Here is a 19,223-nt window from a genome sequence, read left to right as displayed (position 1 = left end):
GCTTGCCGGGCTCGGCTGGTCCAGGGGATCGTTGCGGATTGCACGCTGCTCATGCGCCCCTTCACCTCTGGACGAGGCCCTCCGGCTTCCACAGAAGCAGGGCAATCAGAGAACCGAACAGCACCAGGGGCGTCCACGAGTACGGCATGACGAGCCCCGTCAGACTCGCCAAATTCCCTACGGCGAGTCCCGCCAACACTGCCCCCCATAAGCTACCCACGCCGCCTACGATGGTGACCAAGAAGACGTAAACGAGCCACGTCATCTGTGTCGCCGGGCTAAACGTATAGATGAGCGCCATGGCCACGCCGCCCGCCGCTGCCGACACGAAGGCGAGCCCGTAGGTCAGTCCGGTGACACGGTCCAAATCGATCCCGCTTAGGGCTGCCCCTTCCGGATCCTGCCAGACGGCGCGCACCGCCCGCCCCGACAGCGTTGCGTGCAGAAACCACATGAGTCCTGCTATAACGACGAGCGACCCTCCGGCAGCAACCAGGGAAGGTAGCGGCACCCCCACGGGCCCCACGAAAAGGGAGAGCCCCTGCACGGGCAGGCTCAGGGCCCGCGGTCCTGGGCCCCAGGCCATGGCTAGCATGTTCTCCAGCGCTACAGCCAGCCCGAACGTCAGGATCATGGACGTGAGGTTGAGGTCAGGGCTTCGCCGGGCGGCCGGCACTACCACCCATCGGTAGAAGAGCCATCCGAGCCCAAACGACGCGGGCCCCAGCAACGCCAGCGCGGCTCCGAGCGCCGCTTGACCCTGGCCGGCGGCCCAGTAGACAATGTAAGCGGCCAGCACCGCAAAGACGGGGTGGGCCAGGTTGATGACCCTGGCCACCCCCCATATCATGCTGAACCCAGCACTCACCAGTGCATAAACCAGTCCGACGAGGCTTCCGGCGACCAGGCTTTGGACGAACAGCACCATGGGTTACACATCCCCTGGGGCCGCCCCGACCGCGGTCACGAAAACCATACCGGATGTTCTCACGGGAGCCACCCGATATGCCCGTACAGAGCCGTGGCTTGCCAACCGCCCGACCATCTTCTCTACTTACCCCACGACGGCTTGGGATACACCGGCGCGTGGGTGGCAACTTCGGGCGGCCAGATAAGCTCCACCCGCCCTTCGATGACCTGCGTCGTGTACCGGTAGGGAGGCGGCAGCCCCCGTGCGTCAAACGTGAACCGCCCCGCGATGGTCTCAATAATGTGGGAACGCAGGTAGGCCGCAACGGCGTCCTGGTCGAGGGTACCCGCCCCCTGGACCCCTTTCTCGAGCGCCTGAGCCCAGGCGTATCCGAACAAGTAGTACTGGGGTGTCGTGCCGACGCCAAACTCTTGCCGGGCCGCCTCCGCCAGTTCGGCTATGCCCGCAAACGGCAACCGGTCGTGCAGGGGGGTCCCCGACACCACATAGTTGCCGTCGGCGCCGAGTTCCTGCACCCACTCCGGGATGATGGAGCCGATGCCCTGGAGAACAAGTTTCGGGTTGTAGTTGAGAGCCTTCATGGCCCGGATGGTCTGCACGCCATCCGGAAAGAAGCCGTTGGCGATGAACAGGTCGGCCCCAAGCGCGATGGCTCGGCTCACCAAGGGCTCGGCAGTGGCCAGCGGGACGTCGTATCGCTCGTCCATCACGAGCAGGATGCCGACTCTCCGCAGCCCTTCGATGGCGCTGCTCCGCACGGCGGCGCCTACGGGGTTGTTGATTGTGATCATGGCGGCCTTTTGGGGCCGCTGTGCGGCCGGAAGGGTCGCCAGCCATTCCCAGACCCCTTCGTACCACCACTCGCCCATCAGCGGCGGGGCGCCAAACGAGTAGCGAAAGCCCCGCTGGAACGAGGCCATGTGGCCGCCCATGGATACGTACACTTTGCGATACCGTTCAGCGACAGCCATCTGGGCCGCGGCTGCCGTCCCCGGATACCCGCCCAGAATCAGGTCGACCCGGTCGACCGTGATGAGGCGTTCGAGTAGGCTGATGGCCCGGTCAGCGACGCTGGCGTCGTCTAGTATGGTCAGCTCCACGGGGCGGCCCAGCAACCCACCGCGGGCGTTGACGTCCCGGGCCCACTTCTGGTAGCCGCGGGCCACCCACTGGCCTGTATCCGCAAACGGCCCGGTGAGTGGCAGCGTCGCGCCGATTCGGATGGGTGTCGCTGCGACAGCGATGCTCGCGTGGACGGCCATCGCCGCGGCCCCCAGCAGCATGCCCATGGCAACCGAAACGAGCCGGTTATGAGCTCCACGCTCCACTTTTCGCCGTCCTCTCCCATCGCAAGCCAGATTTGGCCTGGTAACGCAGTCAGTGGTTGTCGGAAGCGGTGCATCACCGCCCGGGTCTTTCTTCACTGGCCGCGTCGTTGATGATGGCGACGGCCCGGGTCCAGCCCGCGCTGGCCCGGGCGATCTTCACCGGAAAGCAGGCCACCTTGAACCCAAACGGCCGGGGAATCGCCTTCAAGTTGCTGAGCTTTTCGATCTGGCAGTACTCGTGCTCCTTGCCGAAAAAGTGCGCTTCCCAAAATGCTCCCTTCCGCCCCGCCTTCACCTCCTCGACCATCACATCGAACGGCCGATCCAGCCCCCACGCGTCGATACCGACGACACGTACGCCCTGCTCGACCAGAAACTGAACTGCTCCCCTGGTGAGCCCCGGATGCATGAGGTCGTAGCCCGGTTCGCCGAAGTGCTCGGACGTATCGGTGCGAACCAACACGATGTCAAGCGGCTTGAGAGTGTACCCGATGCGGCCCAACTCCTTCTCGACATCCCGCTCGCCGATGGGCTCTCCCCGCCGCTTATGGGTCATGTTGAGCACGACCCCGTCGCTGAAGAACCACTCGAGCGGCAGCTGGTCGATGGTTCGTGCCGGAGCAGTTCCGGATACCGGCCCGTAGTGGTAGGGTGCGTCCACGTGCGTTCCGGAGTGGGTGGAAAGGGTGATGTTCTCAACAGCCCAAGCATGACCTTCCGGGAACAGATCCTGCTCCAGGGATTTCGGCACCTTCAGCACCTGCTCCGCCATCCTGAGCCCTTCCTCGTGGCTCACATACGAGATCTCATGCCGGTTCACCTCAAACGGGCTCGTCTCAGGCCGCAAGGTATCGGATAAGTCAATGATGCGCATGGCATGCCCCCTACACCGTCGGCGAGCGCGCGGCTTCGTTACGCCCCAGAACGTCGTCGACGATTTGGCGGAACACCTGCTCGGGTAGAGCGTTTTTCAGTACCAGTCCCGTCTGCTTTACCCGCTCAGTGATGGCGGCCACTTGCTCGTCCGTGGCCGTCATACCGATGGCTTCAAGCAGCATCTGCACTGCGTTGCGTCCGGTGCCCCGTCCGGCCACCACGGTCGGCCCCGCCTGCCCTACAGTCTCAGGCAAGTACGGGAGCAGCCCCAGTGAGCCGAGAGGCGTCTTTTGGAACTGCCTCAGAACGTGGACGACGATGCCGCTCTCGACCTCAAACAGCCCGGGCCCGACGATGGGTTTGTTCTGTGCGACCGGTTTCTTAGAGATTTCCGTGACCAACCGGGAGACGTGGTACAGCCGCTCCAACTTGATGCCAGCATCGATGCCGAGCAAGTGCTGCAGGGCCACCGCGACCTCCTCGGTGGCCACGTTACCGGCTCGCTCGCCGAGCCCGTTGACCGACGAGTGCACGGACGTTGCCCCGGACGTCAAGGCCATCAGCGCATTGGCAGTAGCAAGCCCGTAGTCGTTGTGAATGTGAAGCCCCAGGGCCACCTCGGGAAACCACGCCCTCAGGCGGTGAAACATAAGCCGTACCGAGTCCGGGTGAGCCATCCCGAAGGTATCGCTAACCGTGATGCGGTCGATGGAGCCCTTTTCCAGGATTGTACCGAAAAAGCGTTGGAGGTATTGCATGTCCGGAATGCGAAAGGCATCCCAGCCCATGAACTCCACCTCCATGCCTACTTTCTTCGCCGCGTTGGAGAACTCGATGATCTGGTCGGTCAATCGTTCAGGCGTCGTGTTGTAAGCGTACTTGACGAGGTACGGATTAATCCCGAACTCGAGGACCATGGCCGGCACCCGCAACTCGATGGCATGCGCTACGTCCTCCTCGCGCACCCGGACGAGAGGTTTGATGCGGGCGCGCAGCCCCATCTTCACAAGGGTAGCCACAACCTCTCTGTCTTCTGGGGTTGCCAGAAGCCCCGGCTCAATGGAGGCCACCCCGAGAGCGTCAAGCTCTTGGGCAAGGAAGACCTTCTCCTGGGGAGTAAAGGCGACGCGAGGCGTCTGCTCGCCGTCCCTCAGGGTCACGTCATGGATCTCGACCCGCTGCGGTACCGTCCAGGCCTCACGCACTTCATCACGGTAGTTGAGGGGCGACACCCACCGCTTCTCCCCGAAATAGGGACCCGATAGGACCACGCCAAATGCCGGCTCCAAACGGCCGTTTGCTTGGGTCACAAACCTCCTCCTCTCCCCTATGGTCCGGGCAGTTTAAGCTGCCCGGTCGCCAGTACCCGGTCGTCAAACACGTCCAATAGCAAGTCCAGGTGTTCCCCGTAGGCGGCGCCTACCGCCTCGGGGAAGCGCCGCACGATTTTGTTAACGTAAATGTCATGCCGAATGTAGTTGGCGATGGCCCGGACCATGGCCGCGTTGGAGGTCCACAACCCCTGCCACTGCTCCGGCGACGTTCCGTGGCTGATGAAGAGCGCCATCCGCTGATCCACAACCAGGAAGCTTTGCCCGCCGTGGCGCGCCTTGACTGAGGGGAGGTCTACGTGGCGAATGGCAAACCCCACGCCGGGCCCCTGCCCGTCAAAGTAGATGGCAGCCACCCTCACCCCCCGGGAGGCAGCCTCGGCAAGACGCGGTCGGATGGTGGAAACAACGGGCTCCCAGAGGCTAAGGAGCACCTCCGCCGAAGCCCGAGCAAGGAGTTCCGCGGCCCGGGTCATGAGGGTGTCGAACCCCTTGAGATGCCACAGTGCCTCTGCCTGGGCAGCCGTGAAGTCGGTGGCAAGCAGCGCTCGGATTTGGTCGGCCACGACGTCCAACCGTCGCCTGCGGTGGGCGAGAAACTCCTCGATGGGCAAGGGAACGTACGTGACCGGCTTCGATTCGCGGTGGGCGACCAGCCCCCTCGTCACCAGCTTCTCGAGCGTGGCGTACACCTTGGCCGAGGGGACCCCACTGAGCCGGGCAACTTGATGGCCGTTGAGGGGGTTGCGCCGGCAAAGGGCCATATATACCCGGGCCTCGTAATCGGTGAGACCGAGCTCCTGCAACAGAACAATCGGATCCCCGTTCAGGTCCGGAAGCAAGGCTACACCACCCGGGTAGTAGTTAGCCTCATGGTAACGGATATCGAAACCGGTGTCAAGATGTCGCCTTGCCTCAAGAAGAAATTGCCCGAGCGACCTTCGTTGCCTCAAGCACAGATGGCACCTGGATCACGGCTTCCTCCACCACCCGACCGGCATGCAGGTGCTGAGGGCGCTGTTGGCGGCGGGGTTTAATCTCTTTCAGCGCTTCGTGGCCCGCCGCGTCCGTCGGCGCAGCCCTTGGTTAGGATGAACGAGACCGGCCCCCATTCACGACGAGCGAAGTCCGGCCGGGCGACCAGGTGAAGAGCGACCGACGCGACGCCCTCCGGCTGGCCCAGTTGCTGCGAGCAGGAGAGCTGACCCCGGTCTGGGTGCCCGGAGAGGGGGACGAGGCGCTGCGAGACCTGGTGCGGGCCCGGGAAAGCGCCAAGCGGGACCTCGGGCGCGCTCGCCAGGAGCTCACGAGTTTCCTGTTGCGTCACAGCATCTCTGCGCCGAAAGGCACGAAACGGTGGTCCCGGATGATCCTGCGGTAGCTGGATACGCTGAGCTTCCCCCACCGGGCCACCCAGGTGGCCTTTCAGGAATACCTGCATGCGGTGGAAGAGCTACAGGCCCGGGTGGATCGGCTGGAGGCGGAGATCCATGCGCTGGACACGGAAAGCCGCCAAGCGCCGGTCATCCAGGCGTTGCAGGCCCTCAAAGGGGTCGGGGAGGTCACGGCGGTGACGCTGGTGGCTGAGATCCGGGAGTTCTCCCGTTTTCGCAGCCCGGCCCAACTGATGGCGTACGCGGGTCTGGTGCCCCGAGAGCACTAGAGCGGCGTCCAGACCCGCCGAGGCGGGATCACCAAGACCGGCCATGCGCATGTCCGGCTCGTGCTGGGGGAAGCGGCCTGGGCGTACCGCCACCGCCCCGCCGTGAAGGCTCCCTTGCGGAGCCGCCAACAGGGGGTCGATCCCGAAGTCTTGCGCATCTCCCTCAAGGCGCAACAACGGCTGCATCGCAAATACTGGTACTTGCTCGGCCGGGGTCAACCATCCACCGTGGCGGCGACCGCGGTCGCCCGCGAGCTCTTGGGGTTTGCCTGGGCCGTTGCATGCCACGTCGAGGCGCAGCGGAGTCGGGTAGCGGCCTGACCGGACGACCAGAGGGCGACAGCAGGCGTTTCGAGGTCTCAACAAAGATCCGGCCGACCGGGTGAGCCGGAACCGACCGGGGACCGGTGGGGGGAATCCTCGCGGATCCTCTGCACACGGCGCCTGAAGCCGCACGTGGCGTCCCTAGTTCGAGGCAGCTCCCCGACGGACGGCGTAAAGTGCGGTAGCCAACCCGCGGATATCAGGGTGCCAACCGTCGACGACATCCCCGGCCCGGCTCCACCCCGGCGGATCACGACGGGGGTTGACGGCCTCGTTCATATCGGAAGACGGACCGGGGGCTAGCGGAGCGGTTGCGAGAGGAGCTTCTGGTGTGGGAGGCGCCGCTGGACTCCTACCTCTTTAACACCAGCTGACCCGGCGGCCGCCGGGTGCAGGAAGCCGACCAGGGAAGCCTTCTTTTTGGCAACCAGCCGGGTCCCCCGGAAGCGGAGAGGACGCCCGGCCTTTTTTCTCGCTCCCGGGCGTGCTTGTGCAGGAGGATGACAATCCTTTACTGGTAATCATTGGCGCGACCCCTGGTCGGGTCAGGAGGCTGATTGACTGACCGATCGCATGTTCGTATCATCCAAGGCAGGCGCTGGTGCGGCGATCCTGCGGCTGTTCGGTGGCGACGCGCCAGCAGGAACCGCAGCCGGCCCAAGACGACGGAGGCAGTATACCGGTCACCATGGGGCGTACCGCAAGAGAGCTCACAGAGCAAGAGAAGGCAGCTTACCGCCACGCGTGGCTCAGCCTGCGTGAGTCCAGGCAGGCGGAGGCGAGGCAGGCGGCAAAGCAGGCGATGGCGGTTGCTCGCGAGGCTGCTGCCATCCTGCACGGGGAGTAGGGAAGGAATCCCTCCATGACACCCGACCTCGTGGCTCTGGCGGGCCGTATGAGGGAAGAGCTGGCTGAAGTCGGCCGCGTCGCGGAGCGTGCAGATACGATCATGCGAAAGGCGAAAGCCACTGGGGACGACGCTCACTGGGATGCGGTCGCTCTCAACCTCCATGGGTTCTACACAGGAATGTCGCGGCTTCTCTGCGCAGGAGCTATCCCGGCTGCGCAAGATAGTCGAAGAACACGAGAGCGAGTTTCTGAGGCAATGGAGTGAGCACTTTGGCCACTAAGCTACACGATGCTGTGGGCGTCCGAGTCGAGTTCGACGACGCAATGATGCACGTGGACCTACTCGACGGACGCCGGATCAGCGTGCCGCTCGAGTGGTTCCCGAAGCTGAGCCGTGCCACGCCCGAGCAGCGAAGGAACTGGCGCTGGATCGGCGGCGGCATTGGCATTCATTGGGAGGACCTTGACGAGGACGTCTCCATCGAGGGCCTCCTGAAGGGATAGTCTCGTCGCTCATCCCTTTCCTGGCTTCGTCCTATGCTCCTCCTGTCGAAATCGGGCATTCGGTTCTCCGTCAAGGGGCTGTTACAGCGGTAGCCCCGCCGGATACGCTCTCCGAAACTCCGCACGTCTGCAACCCATCGGAGAACGGTTAGTCTGCGGCGCAGGGGGAGCGGCCCCCCCCTCGCAGCGGAAGGTCCCCGCACCGACAGAGGAAGGCCGACGTGCAGCCTCTTCGCGCGCCCACTCCCGGTAGTCGGAACCATCTGCTCGGTAGTCTCATCGACACCGCCGTGTGCCGCACCCGGGACCCCGCTCCCCTGAACGCCACGCGCACATCTTGTATGCGCGCACTGGTACGATGGGATCATGCCGAAGGTGAAACTGCAGGTCTACGTGGACCCGGCTATAGCCGATAGGCTGCGGGCAATGGCCCGAGAGCACCGCTTGCCCGTGGGCCGGGCCGCTGCCCACACGCTCGAACAGGCCGTCCGGGAACAGCAAGACGACCGGGCGCAGGCCAGCTCCCTGCATGACCAGCTCTGGTATCAGAGCGTCCAGCGCCTGAAGCAGCCCCTCGCCGAGGTGGAAGAGATCCTCTCTGCCCTGCCGCCCCAGGAGGCCCAAAGCCTCGCCCCGGTGCTCAACGCTGCGCCCCCTGAGCGCCGGGACAGGGAGCGGACTTGACGCCACTGGCGCTTTTGCCACCAGGGCTGTGAAAACGGGGTCAGGCGTGCCCATTCCCGCGCCGCTCGCGGACGTCCTGGCAGCCCACAAGGGGACGCAGGAGGCACAGGGGCTTGGGCCGCTGGTGTTCGACCGGGGCGATGGCAAGCCCATCGCGCCGGCGGAGCCGGATCATGCATGGGCAGACATCCGGGAAAAGCCAAAACTTCCCGACGACCTGCGCCTGCACGACCTGCGCCGTTCCTGCATCACCTGGCTGGCCGAGCAGGACGTCGGCCATGACGAACGGCTGCGGGCTTCGAGGGCCGCGCCCGGGGGTATATGACAGGGGTATATGGCATACGTGCAAGGAATGGCGGAAGGGGAGGGATTTGAACCCTCGGAGGCCCGGTAGGACCTCACACGCTCTCCAGGCGTGCCTGTTCGGCCGCTCCAGCACCCTTCCGCGCCGTGACGCTCCCGGCCGGCACGTGCCGCGCGTGGCGGAGGGGGAGGGATTCGAACCCTCGGAGGAGCTAGGCCCCTCAACGGTTTTCGAGACCGCCCCGTTATGACCGCTCCGGCACCCCTCCGCGGCCCCGCACCCGCCGGTGCGGCGACCATTATACCATTCCCGGCCTCGCCGCACCACCGCCCTGCCGGCCGCCCGGCCGCCCCTCTCGTTGACACCCCCGAGCAGCGAGACTACAATGAGGGCGGCCTTCGGCAGAGCGTTTCGGGCACCCCGGCCGGCACTCGTTGCGCCCTTACCAGAGGTGGGATCGCGAGCGATGAGCAGGTATCTCTCCCTCACCCCTCTCCTTCGCCGGAGCCACACCGCCCACAGGGACGGCGCTTTACGCCGGGCCGCAGCCGCCCTCGCCCTGGCGCTGGTCGCAAGCCTCGTGCCACAGCCAACGCGCGTGCACGCAGCCGAGACGCTCACCGCTCAGCAGATCCTGGAGCGCTCCCGGCAGGCCGCTCAAAGCATCCAGGATCTATCCGCCCGCGTCACCACCGTCCTCGTCGACGCCAAGGGCCGGCGCACCCGGACCGTCTCCGACGTGTACTACCTGCGCACGCCCGGCATCCTGCGCCTGGAAGTGGTCGAACCGTCCGCCCTGGCCGACCAGGTCTACATCCTCGATGCCGAGAAGAAGCAGATGCAGGTCTATCTGCCCGTGACCAACCAGGTGGTCGTACGGGAATTCTCCCCCACGACCATGGCGTCCGGGGCGAACCCGTCCGGCCAGGGCGCAGCGGCGCCTCTCCTCGAGTCGTTCCTTGGAGCGCTGCCGCAGGAGACCCCCAAAGGCTTGAAGTTCGCCGGCACCGAACGGTCAGAAGGCACCACCTTTTACATTCTCGAAGCGCCCGTCGACCGCGCCGCTCTCCAGCGCGCGGCCAACCCCTCCGGCGCGCCGGCCGCCGGCCCGCTCGAGGGGCTGGCGCCCCTGTCGAGCGACGTGGAGTCGCTCAAGGTGTGGGTCGACGCTCGCACGTGGCTCCCGAGCCGTGTCGAGGCGCTCAACCAGGCAGGGCAGGCGGTCTCCACCATCACGATTGCCCAGCTGCGCGTCAACTCCGGCCTGAAGATCGCCGCGCTGCGCCAGCTCCCCGCCGACGCCGAAGTCGTCCCGTCCAGGTAGGAGCCTTGGCCGGGTACCGCTCATGGAGCGCTTCGTCGAGCAAGCCATCCGTCGTCCCGTCCTGGTCAGCATGCTGGTGCTGGCCGTCATTGTCGTAGGCAGCACGGCCGTCACCCGCATGGGGCTCGACCTGCTCCCGGACATCGAGGTGCCCGTGGTTGCGGTCGTCACGGTCTACCCGGGAGCCGGGCCCGACGCCGTGGAACAGCAGGTCACCAACCCCATCGAGCAGGCGCTCACCCTGGTGCCCGGGATCAGCCGCACGACGTCGCTCAGCCTGGAAAACGTCTCGCTGGTCGTCGCCGAGTTCGGCTGGGGCACTCACGTGCCCCTGGCCGTGCAGGACGTCGACGAGGCGCTGCAGCGCATCCGGCTGACCCTGCCCTCGGACACTCAGCCCCCTGCCGTCCTGCGATTCGACCCCACGCAGATGCCGATGGCGATGTACGCCCTGACGGCGGCCCGGGACGCTCCCGCCGGCGCCGCGGAGCTGCCGAAGCTCACCCAGGTGGCCCGCGAGGTCGTCGTGCCCCTGCTCGACCGGGTCGAAGGCGTCGGGCGGGTGGTCGTTTCCGGCGGTACCACGGACGAAGTGCAGGTGCGCTACGACCCCGGCGCCCTGTCCGAGGCCGGCCTTTCGGCAGCGCAGCTCGTGCAGCTGCTCACCTACCAGAACGTCGAGGTGCCCGTCGGGGCGATCACCGAGGGCGGGCGGCGTCTCCAGGTGCGGGCCGGAGCACCCCTACGATCGGTCGAGCAACTGCGCGAGCTCCCGGTCGCCATCCAGCGGCCCGGGGAAGGAGCTCCGGGCTTGCTTCCCCGGCTCGTGCACCTCGGGGACGTCGCCAGCGTCGAGCTGGTCCACCGGCCGCCCGAGGGTTTTGCCCGCATCGATGGGCGGCCGTCGCTGCTCATCGCCGTCCAGAAAGAGGCCGGGTACAACACCGTGGTCGTCGCCCGCCGGATCGCCGGCGCGCTGGCGTCGGCCCGGCACGCTCTGGAAGGCTGGGAGCTCGTCCCGGTCTTCCAGCAGGCGGAGTTCATCGTGCGCTCGATCCGGAGCGTCACGCAAAGCGGCATCATCGGCGGCGTGCTGGCGGTCGCGGTGCTTTACCTGTTCTTGCTGGACATCCTCAGCACGCTCACCATCGCTCTGGCCATTCCGATCTCCATCGTGGCGACCGTGGCGTTCATGTTCCTCGACGGCATGACCCTCAACCTGATGAGCCTGGGCGGGCTCGGCCTCGGCATCGGGATGCTGGTCGACAATTCCATCGTCGTGCTGGAGAGCATCTTCCGCCACGCCCGCGCGGGGGAGCCGCCCGGCGTCGCGGCGCGACGGGGCGCCGCCGAAGTGGGGCTCGCCATCTCGGCCTCGACCTTCACGACCGTGGTGGTCTTCCTGCCGGTCGTCTTCGTGGGCGGGCTGGCGGGCCGCATCTTCCGCCAATTGGCCTTGACGGTGAGCTTCTCGCTCCTCGCCTCCCTGGCCGTCTCCCTCACCGTGGTCCCGATGATGGCCGCCCGGCTCGGGCTGGCCTCCAACGGGTCGCTCGCCGCTGCCGTGTCGCAACTGGCGGCCCGGCGCCGCGGGCGACACTGGTTCGGCCCGGTACGGGATGCTTACGAACGGCTGCTGCGCTGGTCGCTGCGCCACCGCACGGCGCTGTGGGGTGCGGTCGCGCTGATCCTGGCGGCGGCGGTCGCCGCGTACGGGCAGCTCGACGTGGAACTGCTCACGCCGGTCGACGCGGGCCTGCTCGGCGTGACCGTGCGTATGCCCGGCGCCACACCCCTGGAGCGCACCGACGAGGTGGCGCGGCGGGTCGAGCAGGCCGTCGCCCGGGTGCCCGGCGTGGCAGCCGTGGCGACGCAGGGGGGCAGCGCCGGGACGGGGGATCTCCTGTCGGTGATGGGCGGGGAGTCCGCCAACGCCGCCAACCTCTACGTCTTGCTCGCACCTCGCTCGACCGGCCGTCACCGGGCGTCCGAAATCGCCCGGGCGGTACGGCAAGCGGTGAGCGGCGTGCTCCACGACGTCCCCGGTGCACAAGGCACGGTCACGGATACGCCGACGCTCGGACTGGTGGGCGAACTCCTTGCGCGGCGCGTGACCCTACAGGTCACGGGCCGTGATCCGTCCACCCTGCAGCGCGTCGCCTCCGAGGTGGCGGCCCGCTTGAGGCAGGTCCCCGGCTTCGTCAACGTGTCGACCTCGCTCGACGAGCGCGCCCCGGCCCTGCTGCTCCGGGTCGACCCAGGGCGAGCCCTCTTCGGCGGCCTCGTCGCCGGCCAGGTGGGTGGGGCCCTGCGCCAGGCGGTGACGGGCGCTCCCGCAGGGAAGCTCGTGCTCGCCGACGGCCGCCAGCTTCCTGTGGTGGTGCGGGCAGAGCCCGGGTCCGTGAACAGCCTCGAGGGGCTGATGCGCTACCCGGTGAGCGGCCTGGCGTTGCCCGGCGCCAAGCCCCCTCAGGTCCAGGTAGGACGCGTCACCTCTCCCGAGAACGTCCTGCAAGAACCGGCCATCCAGCACCGCGACGGGCGCCGGGTCGTGGTGGTCACGGCCGAACTCCAGGGAGTGCAGCTGGGCGAGGCAGGGCGGCGGGCGCTGGCGGCCATCCGGGACGTCACCGTGCCGGCGGCGCACGACGTCATCCTGGCCGGCGTGCACGAGCTGATGGGCGAGGCGTTCGCCGACCTGTGGCTCGCGCTGGCGCTGGCCGTGGTGCTGGTGTACATGGTGATGGCGGCGCAGTTCGAGTCGCTTCTGGATCCGTTGATCATCATGATCACGGTGCCGTTGGGGCTCGCCGGGGGCGTCCTGGCCTTGTGGCTCACAGGCCATCAGGTAGGCATCACGTCGATCCTGGGCGGAGTCGTCCTGGCCGGCATTGCGGTCAACAACGGGATCGTGCTCATCGATTACGTCAACCAGGTAGCGGGGCGGGTGGCGTCGTTCGAGGAGGCGGTGGTGCAGGCGTCGGTGGTGCGCCTGCGGCCTGTCTTGATGACGGCGCTCACCACCATCTTCGGCCTCGTGCCCCTGACGCTGGGTTGGGGAGAAGCCGCCGAACTGGAGGTGCCACTGGCCGTGACCGTCGTGGGTGGCATGGTGCTGGCGACGGGGCTCACGCTGCTCGTCGTGCCGGCCCTCAAGCTGTCGCTGCATGGCGTGAAGCTCTCGCACCGGGTCCCGGCATCGGCTCTGCCGGCTCAGCCAGGGTGGCTGGCCCCGGCGGTGGCGGGAGCCGCCCTCATGACCCTGCTCGCCGCCTCGTCGGCCCGGGCAGCGGCCCCGCCGGCGGATGCGTGGAAGCTCCAGGGCGGTGCGGTGGGCCTGGGCGCGACCTATTGCGGTTCCAGCCAGGAGGAGGCTCGCGACGGGGGTATCTGTGGGGGATGGGCGGGCGGCCTCGTAGAAGCGAGCCGCATCGAGGCGGGAGGCGCTGTCTCGGCGGCCGACCTGCAGGTGGCTCTGGGGATCGAACGAGGCCCTGAGGGCCCGACGTGGATGCCCCAGGTAGGCGGCCGCATGGTGAGGAGCCGGGCGCTGGGGTTGCTCGGGTACTCGTCGACGATGGGGAGCGTGTGGCTTCAGGGACGGCTGCCGCGCGTGGCTCCCTCGACGGTCGAAGCCATGGGACGCTTTACGGGCTCCGTGGCCGCAGGCAACGTGATGCTGGGCGCCACCGTCCAGGGTACCACCACGGGATTTCGGGAGCAGGCGCTGCTGCTCGATGCGAGCGGCATGGCGTTGTGGCTGGACGACCCAGGCCCCGGGTGGGGCGGGCGAGCGATGGGCCGCTTCCGGTTCAACCGTACCTGGTCCGTGGCGGCGAGCGCAGGATGGCACAAGCGTCCGGATCCGCCCAACAACGCCGCTCCCGGCGGCGCGAACGTGGTGGACACACCCCTGGATGGGCCGAGGATGGGGGCGGGCGTCGAGTGGCGCGGGTTTCCATGGGCCGCGATCCAGGCCGGGGGCGGCGCTCGCTATTCTGAAGCCCTGCAGTACTGGGTCATGCAGCTCTCCGCGGGGGTGACCCTCAACGTTGCCAGGACGCTTTCGGCGAGTGTCGACGTGATTGCAGACGTGGGCGCTTCCGACGCGCCGCCCGGCGTGCGGCACGCCCCCGTAGCCGCTACCGTCATGCTCCAGGGGGGCACGTCAACGGGGCCCGTGGTGGCCGTCGGCCTGCGGACTCCACCCGTACCGGCGGGAAGCGACGCCGTCGCTTCATCGTCACCCCTGGCCCTCTCTCCGGACATCCTGGCCACGCTCACCCTGCCCGTGTCGTGGGAGATGGCAGGCCGCCCGGTCCGCCAGGTACGGCTGCTCGCGGCCTGGCAAGCAGCCGAGCGCAAGGCTGAGTTGAGCGCTGCCTTTCCCTTCTGAGGCCGTCGCCGGTCGAAGCCGCCGCGGGCAGACTCGCCGGGCCGGTGATAAGATAGGGCTGGTGGATACCTGTGCAGGCGTATCGACAATGGGCCCCGCCCGCCGGCCTCGCTCCCGGACGTTGCTTCGTGTGCGGCCGCCCGGTCGGCTCCTCCGGAAGCGCGGCCCTCGGCTCGTGGCAACTGTGCCCTGCCTGCCGGGTCCTGATCCGGCAACGCGCGACCACGATCCGCTCGCCAGGCGCTCTCGAAACGAGAGGGGCGGGGCGTCGCCCACCCCTCAGCGCCGGCCCCGGTTCGGGTTGGATGCGGCCATGGTCGCCATCGCCAGGATGTACGCCTTGAAGTTTTCGGGCAGGTCGAGCTGCTGCAGCACGGGCCGCAGCGGCGACCGCTCCATCTCCCGGCGCATCTGGAGATAGCCGTCTCTTGCCATGGCCATCCCCCCTTCCCATGGGAAGCTCCACGTGGGGCGCCGGAGCCGGCTCCAGGCCTAGTCTGCACCGGCGCTCGCGGGCTAGTCGGCCGCGGCGCCAGCTTCCTCAGCACCGGGAGTAGCCGCAGTTCTGGCAATAGCCACACCCTTCGATCCGCACGTACTGGGCCTGGCCGCACATGGGGCAGATGTCCGCCCCTGCCGTCGCATGGCGGTGGCCGTTGCGGTGGAGGGGCTCCTCGGCCGCATGCAAGTCCCCGGGCCGGTGCGAGAGGGTCATCGCCGGCGCATCGCTACCCTGGCCGGGCCTTTCTCGTGCCGCGGCATCCCGCGTGGCCGGGCCGCCGGCTGCCCGCTCAGGGCCTCCAGGGTTGGTCCCTGAGCCGGCAGCACCAGAGGCAGAGAGGGTGCTTTCCGCCTTGGCCCCGCTACCCTCGTGCCGCCCGGAGGACGCGCCCGGCTCGGAAGGGCCATGCTGTCCCTTACCGGTGGATGCCGGTGGCAGCTCTTCTCTTTTTTCTCTCGAGCCCTCTTCGCCGGGCTCGTGTCGCCGCGTATGCAGGTAGCGCTCCAGGGCCTTGGCCAGCGCATCCGGCATGGAAAGCACCTTGTTGGGGCCGAAGCCGAACGGCTGTGCCCCACCGATGTTGCGCAGCTGCTCGACTACCAGCGCCAGCTTCTCCAGGTTGCTGATGGGGCTGGGAGTGCGCAGGTAAAGCGAGATGAGCCGGCCGATGGCCTCGGCGTCCGCGGTGATGTCCATGCCGCCTTTGCCCAATACGATGATGGTCTCGAACGGCTGCCCCTTCGGGTACTCGTTGACCACCACCCGGGCCGTACCGACCAGCGTCTTTTGCCGGTACGTGAAACCCTCCACCTCTTCCGGCACCTCGCCGATGACGGCCCTGGGCTCCACGTCCAGCGGAGAGCCCGAAGTCGCGGCTTCCCGCCGCACGCTCGCCACCTGCTCCGACGTCACGCCCGTCTGCTCCGAGCCGGGGGTGCCCTCGTCTTTGGCGACCAGTACCTGCTCGTCGCGCGACTTGTCCCGGTAGATGGTCACGCCCTTGCAGCCCAGCTTGATGGCGAGCTCGTACAGCTCGAGCGTCTGGTCCACGGTATAGTGGGACGGTAAATTGGCCGTCTTGCTCAGGGCACTGTCCACCCACCGTTGGATCGCCGCCTGCATCCGGACGTGCTCCTCGGGCGTCAGTTCGAGAGCCGTGACGAAGTAGGGCGGCAGCCTCTTCACGTCACCCCCGAGCTCGGGGTGAGCGTCGAGGTACTCCTGCACGACCGGCTCGAAGATCTCCTTCCGCCCGAGCCGCCCCTGACGCCAGTAGGACCAGGCGTAATACGGCTCGATGCCCGTAGAAGTGGCTGCCATGGTGCCGGTCGTCCCGGTAGGCGCCTGGGTGAGGAGCGTGACGTTTCGGATCCCGTGCGCCCGGATCGCCTCCCGTACGTCCTCAGGCATCGTCTTCATGAAGCCCGACTGCAGGTACTTCTCCGCGTCGAAGGCCGGGAAGGGGCCCTTCTCCTTCGCCAGCTCCACCGAGGCCAGGTACGCCTCCCGGCTGATGAAGCCGTACAGCCGGTCGACGAACGCGATCGCCTCCGGGCTCCCGTAGCGAATGCCCAGATGAATCAGCATCTCCGCCAGGCCCATCGTGCCCATGCCGACCCGGCGCTCCATCTTTTGCTGGCGTTCATTCTCCTCGAAGAAATACGGAGTGATGTCGATGACGTTGTCGAGGAACCGTACGCCCAGCCTGGCGGCCTTGCCCAGTTCTGCCCATTTGACTTCCCCGTTTTCAACAAACCGCGCCAGATTGAGGTGCCCCAGAAGGCAGACGCCCCATGCCGGAAGCGGCTGTTCCGCGCACTGATGGGCAACAAGGCCATTCGCGATGATTGAATGAGTCACCGGCTCCGTTGTATCATAGACGTCCTCGAAGCCAGCAGGCTCCACTGACGCTACCTTCGTCACAAATCGTTCCAAATGAGTTTCCCGCAACTTCGATTCAATATAGCGACGGACCTTCTTCTGCTTCTCCACCTCCAGGAAGCCGATGGATCGGGCAAAGCGATCCCTGTTTTCCTTGTCCAGAACAAGCTCCCACTGTGATTGAACCGGATAGCACGCAGGACTCCTATCGCTGCCCGGGAGGGGTCGTTTCGCCGCATCACGGCGCTTATAGACCCGTGAGACGATCCCCAGATTGAGGAGGAGCAACTGCACGTCCTTGAGAAGCTGCTCTGAGCTGCTGGTCAGCCGAATTGAGCACGATTTCCCGTGACATGAGATGTTGACCGTGCCATCACTCGTGAACAGCCCCTGCAAAAATCCGACGACCGCGTCTTTGGGTGCCCGCCAGATCGAGTCTGGTACCCTCTTTTCACTTGCCTTGACAGGCCTCATGCCTAGATTCCTGAAGAAACGTGCGGGTATCCCCTCGAGCTGCAAAGCCGCCGTGTGATTACGGGTCGTAACGTTTCCACTGACTCCAAACCACGACTTGAGCAACTCTCTAAAGCGGGGTAGACGAGCCCGTTCTCCAGGGCCAAAGACCAATGTCACAACAGGCTTGCCATTGTCGTCGTACGTATAACCGTCTCCAGTTAACCAACCAAGTACTTGACCTAACTCGGCGCTCCATTCCTCAGGTGGATGGGCGTCGCCTCGACGAATTCGAGCATTTAGCTTGCCCAGTACAGCCGGCTCATCGATAATCCAGGGCGGCAAGCGGCGCTCGTCGGACCACGCGCCCGGTCCCGATTGCAGAAAGAGGGTTTGGCCAGGAGTCAGGTCTTTCAGCTCGACCCAACCGGCCGGGGTCAGGAACCTATGATCGGCAGTGGCGATCACCTCGTACCCGTGAACGGTCTTCAACCGAAACACCGGCGCGTTGCGACGGGTAAGGAAGACGTGAACCGCTGGGCGAACCTCGACGCCTGTGGGCAGTTGCCTCAACGCTTGGGCCGATATCCGGCCCCGGGAATTGCCTGCCACTGGAGCCATGGCCACGGCCCGCACCCTGGCATCCGTCAGAACCTGTAGGGGCTCCTCGCTGTGGTAGAGCTCCTCGAACGTCAGGTATCCCTTCGACGTGGCAAGGCGCACGGACCCCGCAAAGCAGGGGTTCGTGGAGATGAGCGGCGCATAATACCACGAGTTGGACATCTTGTTGGCGTAGTCGAGCCGGACGAAGCCCGGCTCTGCCGAGGCCCACGCCGACTCGACGATCTGGCGGAAGAGGTCCCGGGCCCGCACCCGCTGGTACACCCGCACGGGCTTGCCCATGGCCTTCCACTTCTTCAAATCGCCGTCCCACACCCGGTCGTAGTCGGGGTCGGTCGTCTCGGGGAACACCAGCTCCCACTGCGCGTCCTGCTCCAGTGCCTGCTCGAACTCCTCCGTAATGCCGACGCTGATGTTGGCATTGGTGATGGCAGAGAAGTCGCGCTTGGCATTGATGAACTCGACGATGTCGGGGTGCCAGACGTTGAGGATGAGCATCAACGCGCCCCTGCGACTGCCTCCCTGCTCCACCAGCCCCGTGGCGAAGCTGAAGAGGGCTCCCCACGAGACCGATCCCGACGATTTGCCGTTGACGCCCTTCACGGACGCAAGATGCGGCCGCAGCACGGAGAGGTTGATCCCGACCCCGCCGCCGCGGGCCATGGTCTCCACCATGTTGCCCAGCGTGTCGATGATGGCGTGGCGCGAGTCGGCCGGCACATCCGGCGTGCGGCCCCGCACGGGGATGACGTAGCAGTTGTACGCGGTCAGGTTTTGCCCCGAGCCGAGCAGCAGGTTGATGCGCCCGCCGGGCACGAAACGGAACCCGTCCAGGAGCCACCGGAACTCGTCCCGTAGCTTCTCCCGCAGCTCGGGCGCCTCGACTTTCGCGGCCGCCCGGGCCAGCCGGTCCCACATCTGCTCCGGTCGGGTCTCGACGGGCTTGTCGCACCGGCTCAAGGGACGGCGGATCACCTCGCCGCTCACCTTGAGGCGCACGACGACCTCGCCGCCCTCCACCGCCTCGACGACCCCTACCTCCTTGGCAGGGTGGCGCCGGTCGTCGCTGGTCATGACCACGACAATGTCGCCCACCGCGATCTCGTCTCGGGCAGCTTTCGGGCTGTAGCGATCGAGGAAGATGAGCTCTTGCACGGGTCCCCAGCGATAGCTCCTGGACTCGGCCTCCATGATACCGAACACCTGCCCGCCACTAGATGTTGAGAGCACTGGCATTATACTGCCCGACATG

Annotated in this window: 16 protein-coding genes and 2 tRNA genes; 9 read left to right on the top strand and 9 right to left on the bottom strand. The window is 66.6% G+C overall.

Annotation, left to right across the window (positions count from 1 at the left end; genetic code table 11):
• Positions 1-61: 61 nt before the first annotated feature.
• The 5 genes from U7230_RS15145 to U7230_RS15125 all read right to left on the bottom strand — a co-directional run bounded on the left by U7230_RS15145 (position 62) and on the right by U7230_RS15125 (position 5,308).
• Entirely contained in the window at positions 62-928 is an 867-nt protein-coding gene (locus tag U7230_RS15145) for a branched-chain amino acid ABC transporter permease (protein ID WP_324716665.1), read from the bottom strand.
• Positions 929-1,050: 122 nt separating this feature from the next.
• On the bottom strand, positions 1,051-2,259 hold the full coding sequence (locus U7230_RS15140) for an amino acid ABC transporter substrate-binding protein (protein WP_324716664.1): 1,209 nt from the start codon (positions 2,257-2,259) through the stop codon (positions 1,051-1,053).
• Positions 2,260-2,332: 73 nt separating this feature from the next.
• On the bottom strand, positions 2,333-3,133 hold the full coding sequence (locus U7230_RS15135) for a cyclase family protein (protein ID WP_324716663.1): 801 nt from the start codon (positions 3,131-3,133) through the stop codon (positions 2,333-2,335).
• A 10-nt stretch (positions 3,134-3,143) separates the two neighbouring features.
• Entirely contained in the window at positions 3,144-4,367 is a 1,224-nt protein-coding gene (locus U7230_RS15130; protein WP_324716662.1) for a LeuA family protein, read from the bottom strand.
• A gap of 95 nt (positions 4,368-4,462) precedes the next feature.
• Positions 4,463-5,308, bottom strand: a complete 846-nt coding sequence (locus U7230_RS15125; RefSeq protein WP_324716661.1) for a TrmB family transcriptional regulator — start codon at positions 5,306-5,308, stop codon at positions 4,463-4,465.
• 302 nt (positions 5,309-5,610) lie between these two features.
• Between U7230_RS15125 and U7230_RS15120 the strand changes: the two genes are divergently transcribed.
• The 7 genes from U7230_RS15120 (at position 5,611) to U7230_RS15090 (ending at position 8,815) form a co-directional block, all read left to right on the top strand.
• Positions 5,611-5,847: an IS110 family transposase gene (locus U7230_RS15120; protein ID WP_324716660.1), complete on the top strand. Its 237-nt coding sequence runs from the start codon at positions 5,611-5,613 to the stop codon at positions 5,845-5,847.
• 36 nt (positions 5,848-5,883) lie between these two features.
• Positions 5,884-6,129 carry a transposase gene (locus tag U7230_RS15115; RefSeq protein ID WP_324716659.1) on the top strand — a complete coding sequence of 82 codons (246 nt, stop codon included), beginning with the start codon at positions 5,884-5,886 and terminating at the stop codon, positions 6,127-6,129.
• A 60-nt stretch (positions 6,130-6,189) separates the two neighbouring features.
• Positions 6,190-6,450, top strand: a complete 261-nt coding sequence (locus tag U7230_RS15110; RefSeq protein WP_324716658.1) for a hypothetical protein — start codon at positions 6,190-6,192, stop codon at positions 6,448-6,450.
• 604 nt (positions 6,451-7,054) lie between these two features.
• Entirely contained in the window at positions 7,055-7,300 is a 246-nt protein-coding gene (locus U7230_RS15105) for a hypothetical protein (RefSeq protein ID WP_324716657.1), read from the top strand.
• 263 nt (positions 7,301-7,563) lie between these two features.
• On the top strand, positions 7,564-7,806 hold the full coding sequence (locus tag U7230_RS15100; RefSeq protein WP_324716656.1) for a DUF2442 domain-containing protein: 243 nt from the start codon (positions 7,564-7,566) through the stop codon (positions 7,804-7,806).
• Positions 7,807-8,181: 375 nt separating this feature from the next.
• Complete coding sequence (locus U7230_RS15095) at positions 8,182-8,490, top strand: hypothetical protein (RefSeq protein ID WP_324716655.1); 309 nt, start codon at positions 8,182-8,184, stop codon at positions 8,488-8,490.
• A gap of 46 nt (positions 8,491-8,536) precedes the next feature.
• Positions 8,537-8,815: a site-specific integrase gene (locus tag U7230_RS15090; protein ID WP_324716654.1), complete on the top strand. Its 279-nt coding sequence runs from the start codon at positions 8,537-8,539 to the stop codon at positions 8,813-8,815.
• Between the two features lie 28 nt (positions 8,816-8,843).
• Here the strand turns inward: U7230_RS15090 and U7230_RS15085 are convergent.
• Positions 8,844-8,935: transfer RNA gene (locus U7230_RS15085), tRNA-Ser, on the bottom strand.
• A 35-nt stretch (positions 8,936-8,970) separates the two neighbouring features.
• Positions 8,971-9,062 (bottom strand) — tRNA-Ser (locus U7230_RS15080).
• 198 nt (positions 9,063-9,260) lie between these two features.
• Between U7230_RS15080 and U7230_RS15075 the strand changes: the two genes are divergently transcribed.
• On the top strand, positions 9,261-10,118 hold the full coding sequence (locus U7230_RS15075; protein ID WP_324716653.1) for a LolA family protein: 858 nt from the start codon (positions 9,261-9,263) through the stop codon (positions 10,116-10,118).
• A gap of 22 nt (positions 10,119-10,140) precedes the next feature.
• On the top strand, positions 10,141-14,514 hold the full coding sequence (locus U7230_RS15070; protein WP_324716652.1) for an efflux RND transporter permease subunit: 4,374 nt from the start codon (positions 10,141-10,143) through the stop codon (positions 14,512-14,514).
• Positions 14,515-14,793: 279 nt separating this feature from the next.
• On the opposite strand, the gene U7230_RS15065 is transcribed toward U7230_RS15070, so the two are convergent.
• On the bottom strand, positions 14,794-14,949 hold the full coding sequence (locus U7230_RS15065; RefSeq protein WP_324716651.1) for a hypothetical protein: 156 nt from the start codon (positions 14,947-14,949) through the stop codon (positions 14,794-14,796).
• A 106-nt stretch (positions 14,950-15,055) separates the two neighbouring features.
• Positions 15,056-19,162 (bottom strand): ribonucleotide reductase barrel domain-containing protein, encoded by a 4,107-nt coding sequence (locus U7230_RS15060; RefSeq protein WP_324716650.1) that lies wholly within the window; start codon positions 19,160-19,162, stop codon positions 15,056-15,058.
• Between the last annotated feature and the right edge of the window lie 61 nt (positions 19,163-19,223).

The sequence above is a fragment of the Limnochorda sp. L945t genome (assembly GCF_035593305.1).
GTDB classification, from domain to species: Bacteria; Bacillota; Limnochordia; order Limnochordales; family Geochordaceae; genus Carboxydichorda; species Carboxydichorda subterranea.
The sequence above is the reverse complement of the archived record's forward strand: the minus strand, read 5'-3'. Positions and strand labels throughout refer to the sequence as shown.

Coding starts and splice junctions, on each gene's coding strand:
- U7230_RS15065 (WP_324716651.1), bottom strand. CDS start 14,949: ATGGCAAGAGACGGCTATCTCCAGATGCGCCGGGAGATGGAGCGGTCG.
- U7230_RS15145 (WP_324716665.1), bottom strand. CDS start 928: ATGGTGCTGTTCGTCCAAAGCCTGGTCGCCGGAAGCCTCGTCGGACTG.
- U7230_RS15075 (WP_324716653.1), top strand. CDS start 9,261: ATGAGCAGGTATCTCTCCCTCACCCCTCTCCTTCGCCGGAGCCACACC.
- U7230_RS15070 (WP_324716652.1), top strand. CDS start 10,141: ATGGAGCGCTTCGTCGAGCAAGCCATCCGTCGTCCCGTCCTGGTCAGC.
- U7230_RS15060 (WP_324716650.1), bottom strand. CDS start 19,162: ATGGAGGCCGAGTCCAGGAGCTATCGCTGGGGACCCGTGCAAGAGCTC.
- U7230_RS15135 (WP_324716663.1), bottom strand. CDS start 3,133: ATGCGCATCATTGACTTATCCGATACCTTGCGGCCTGAGACGAGCCCG.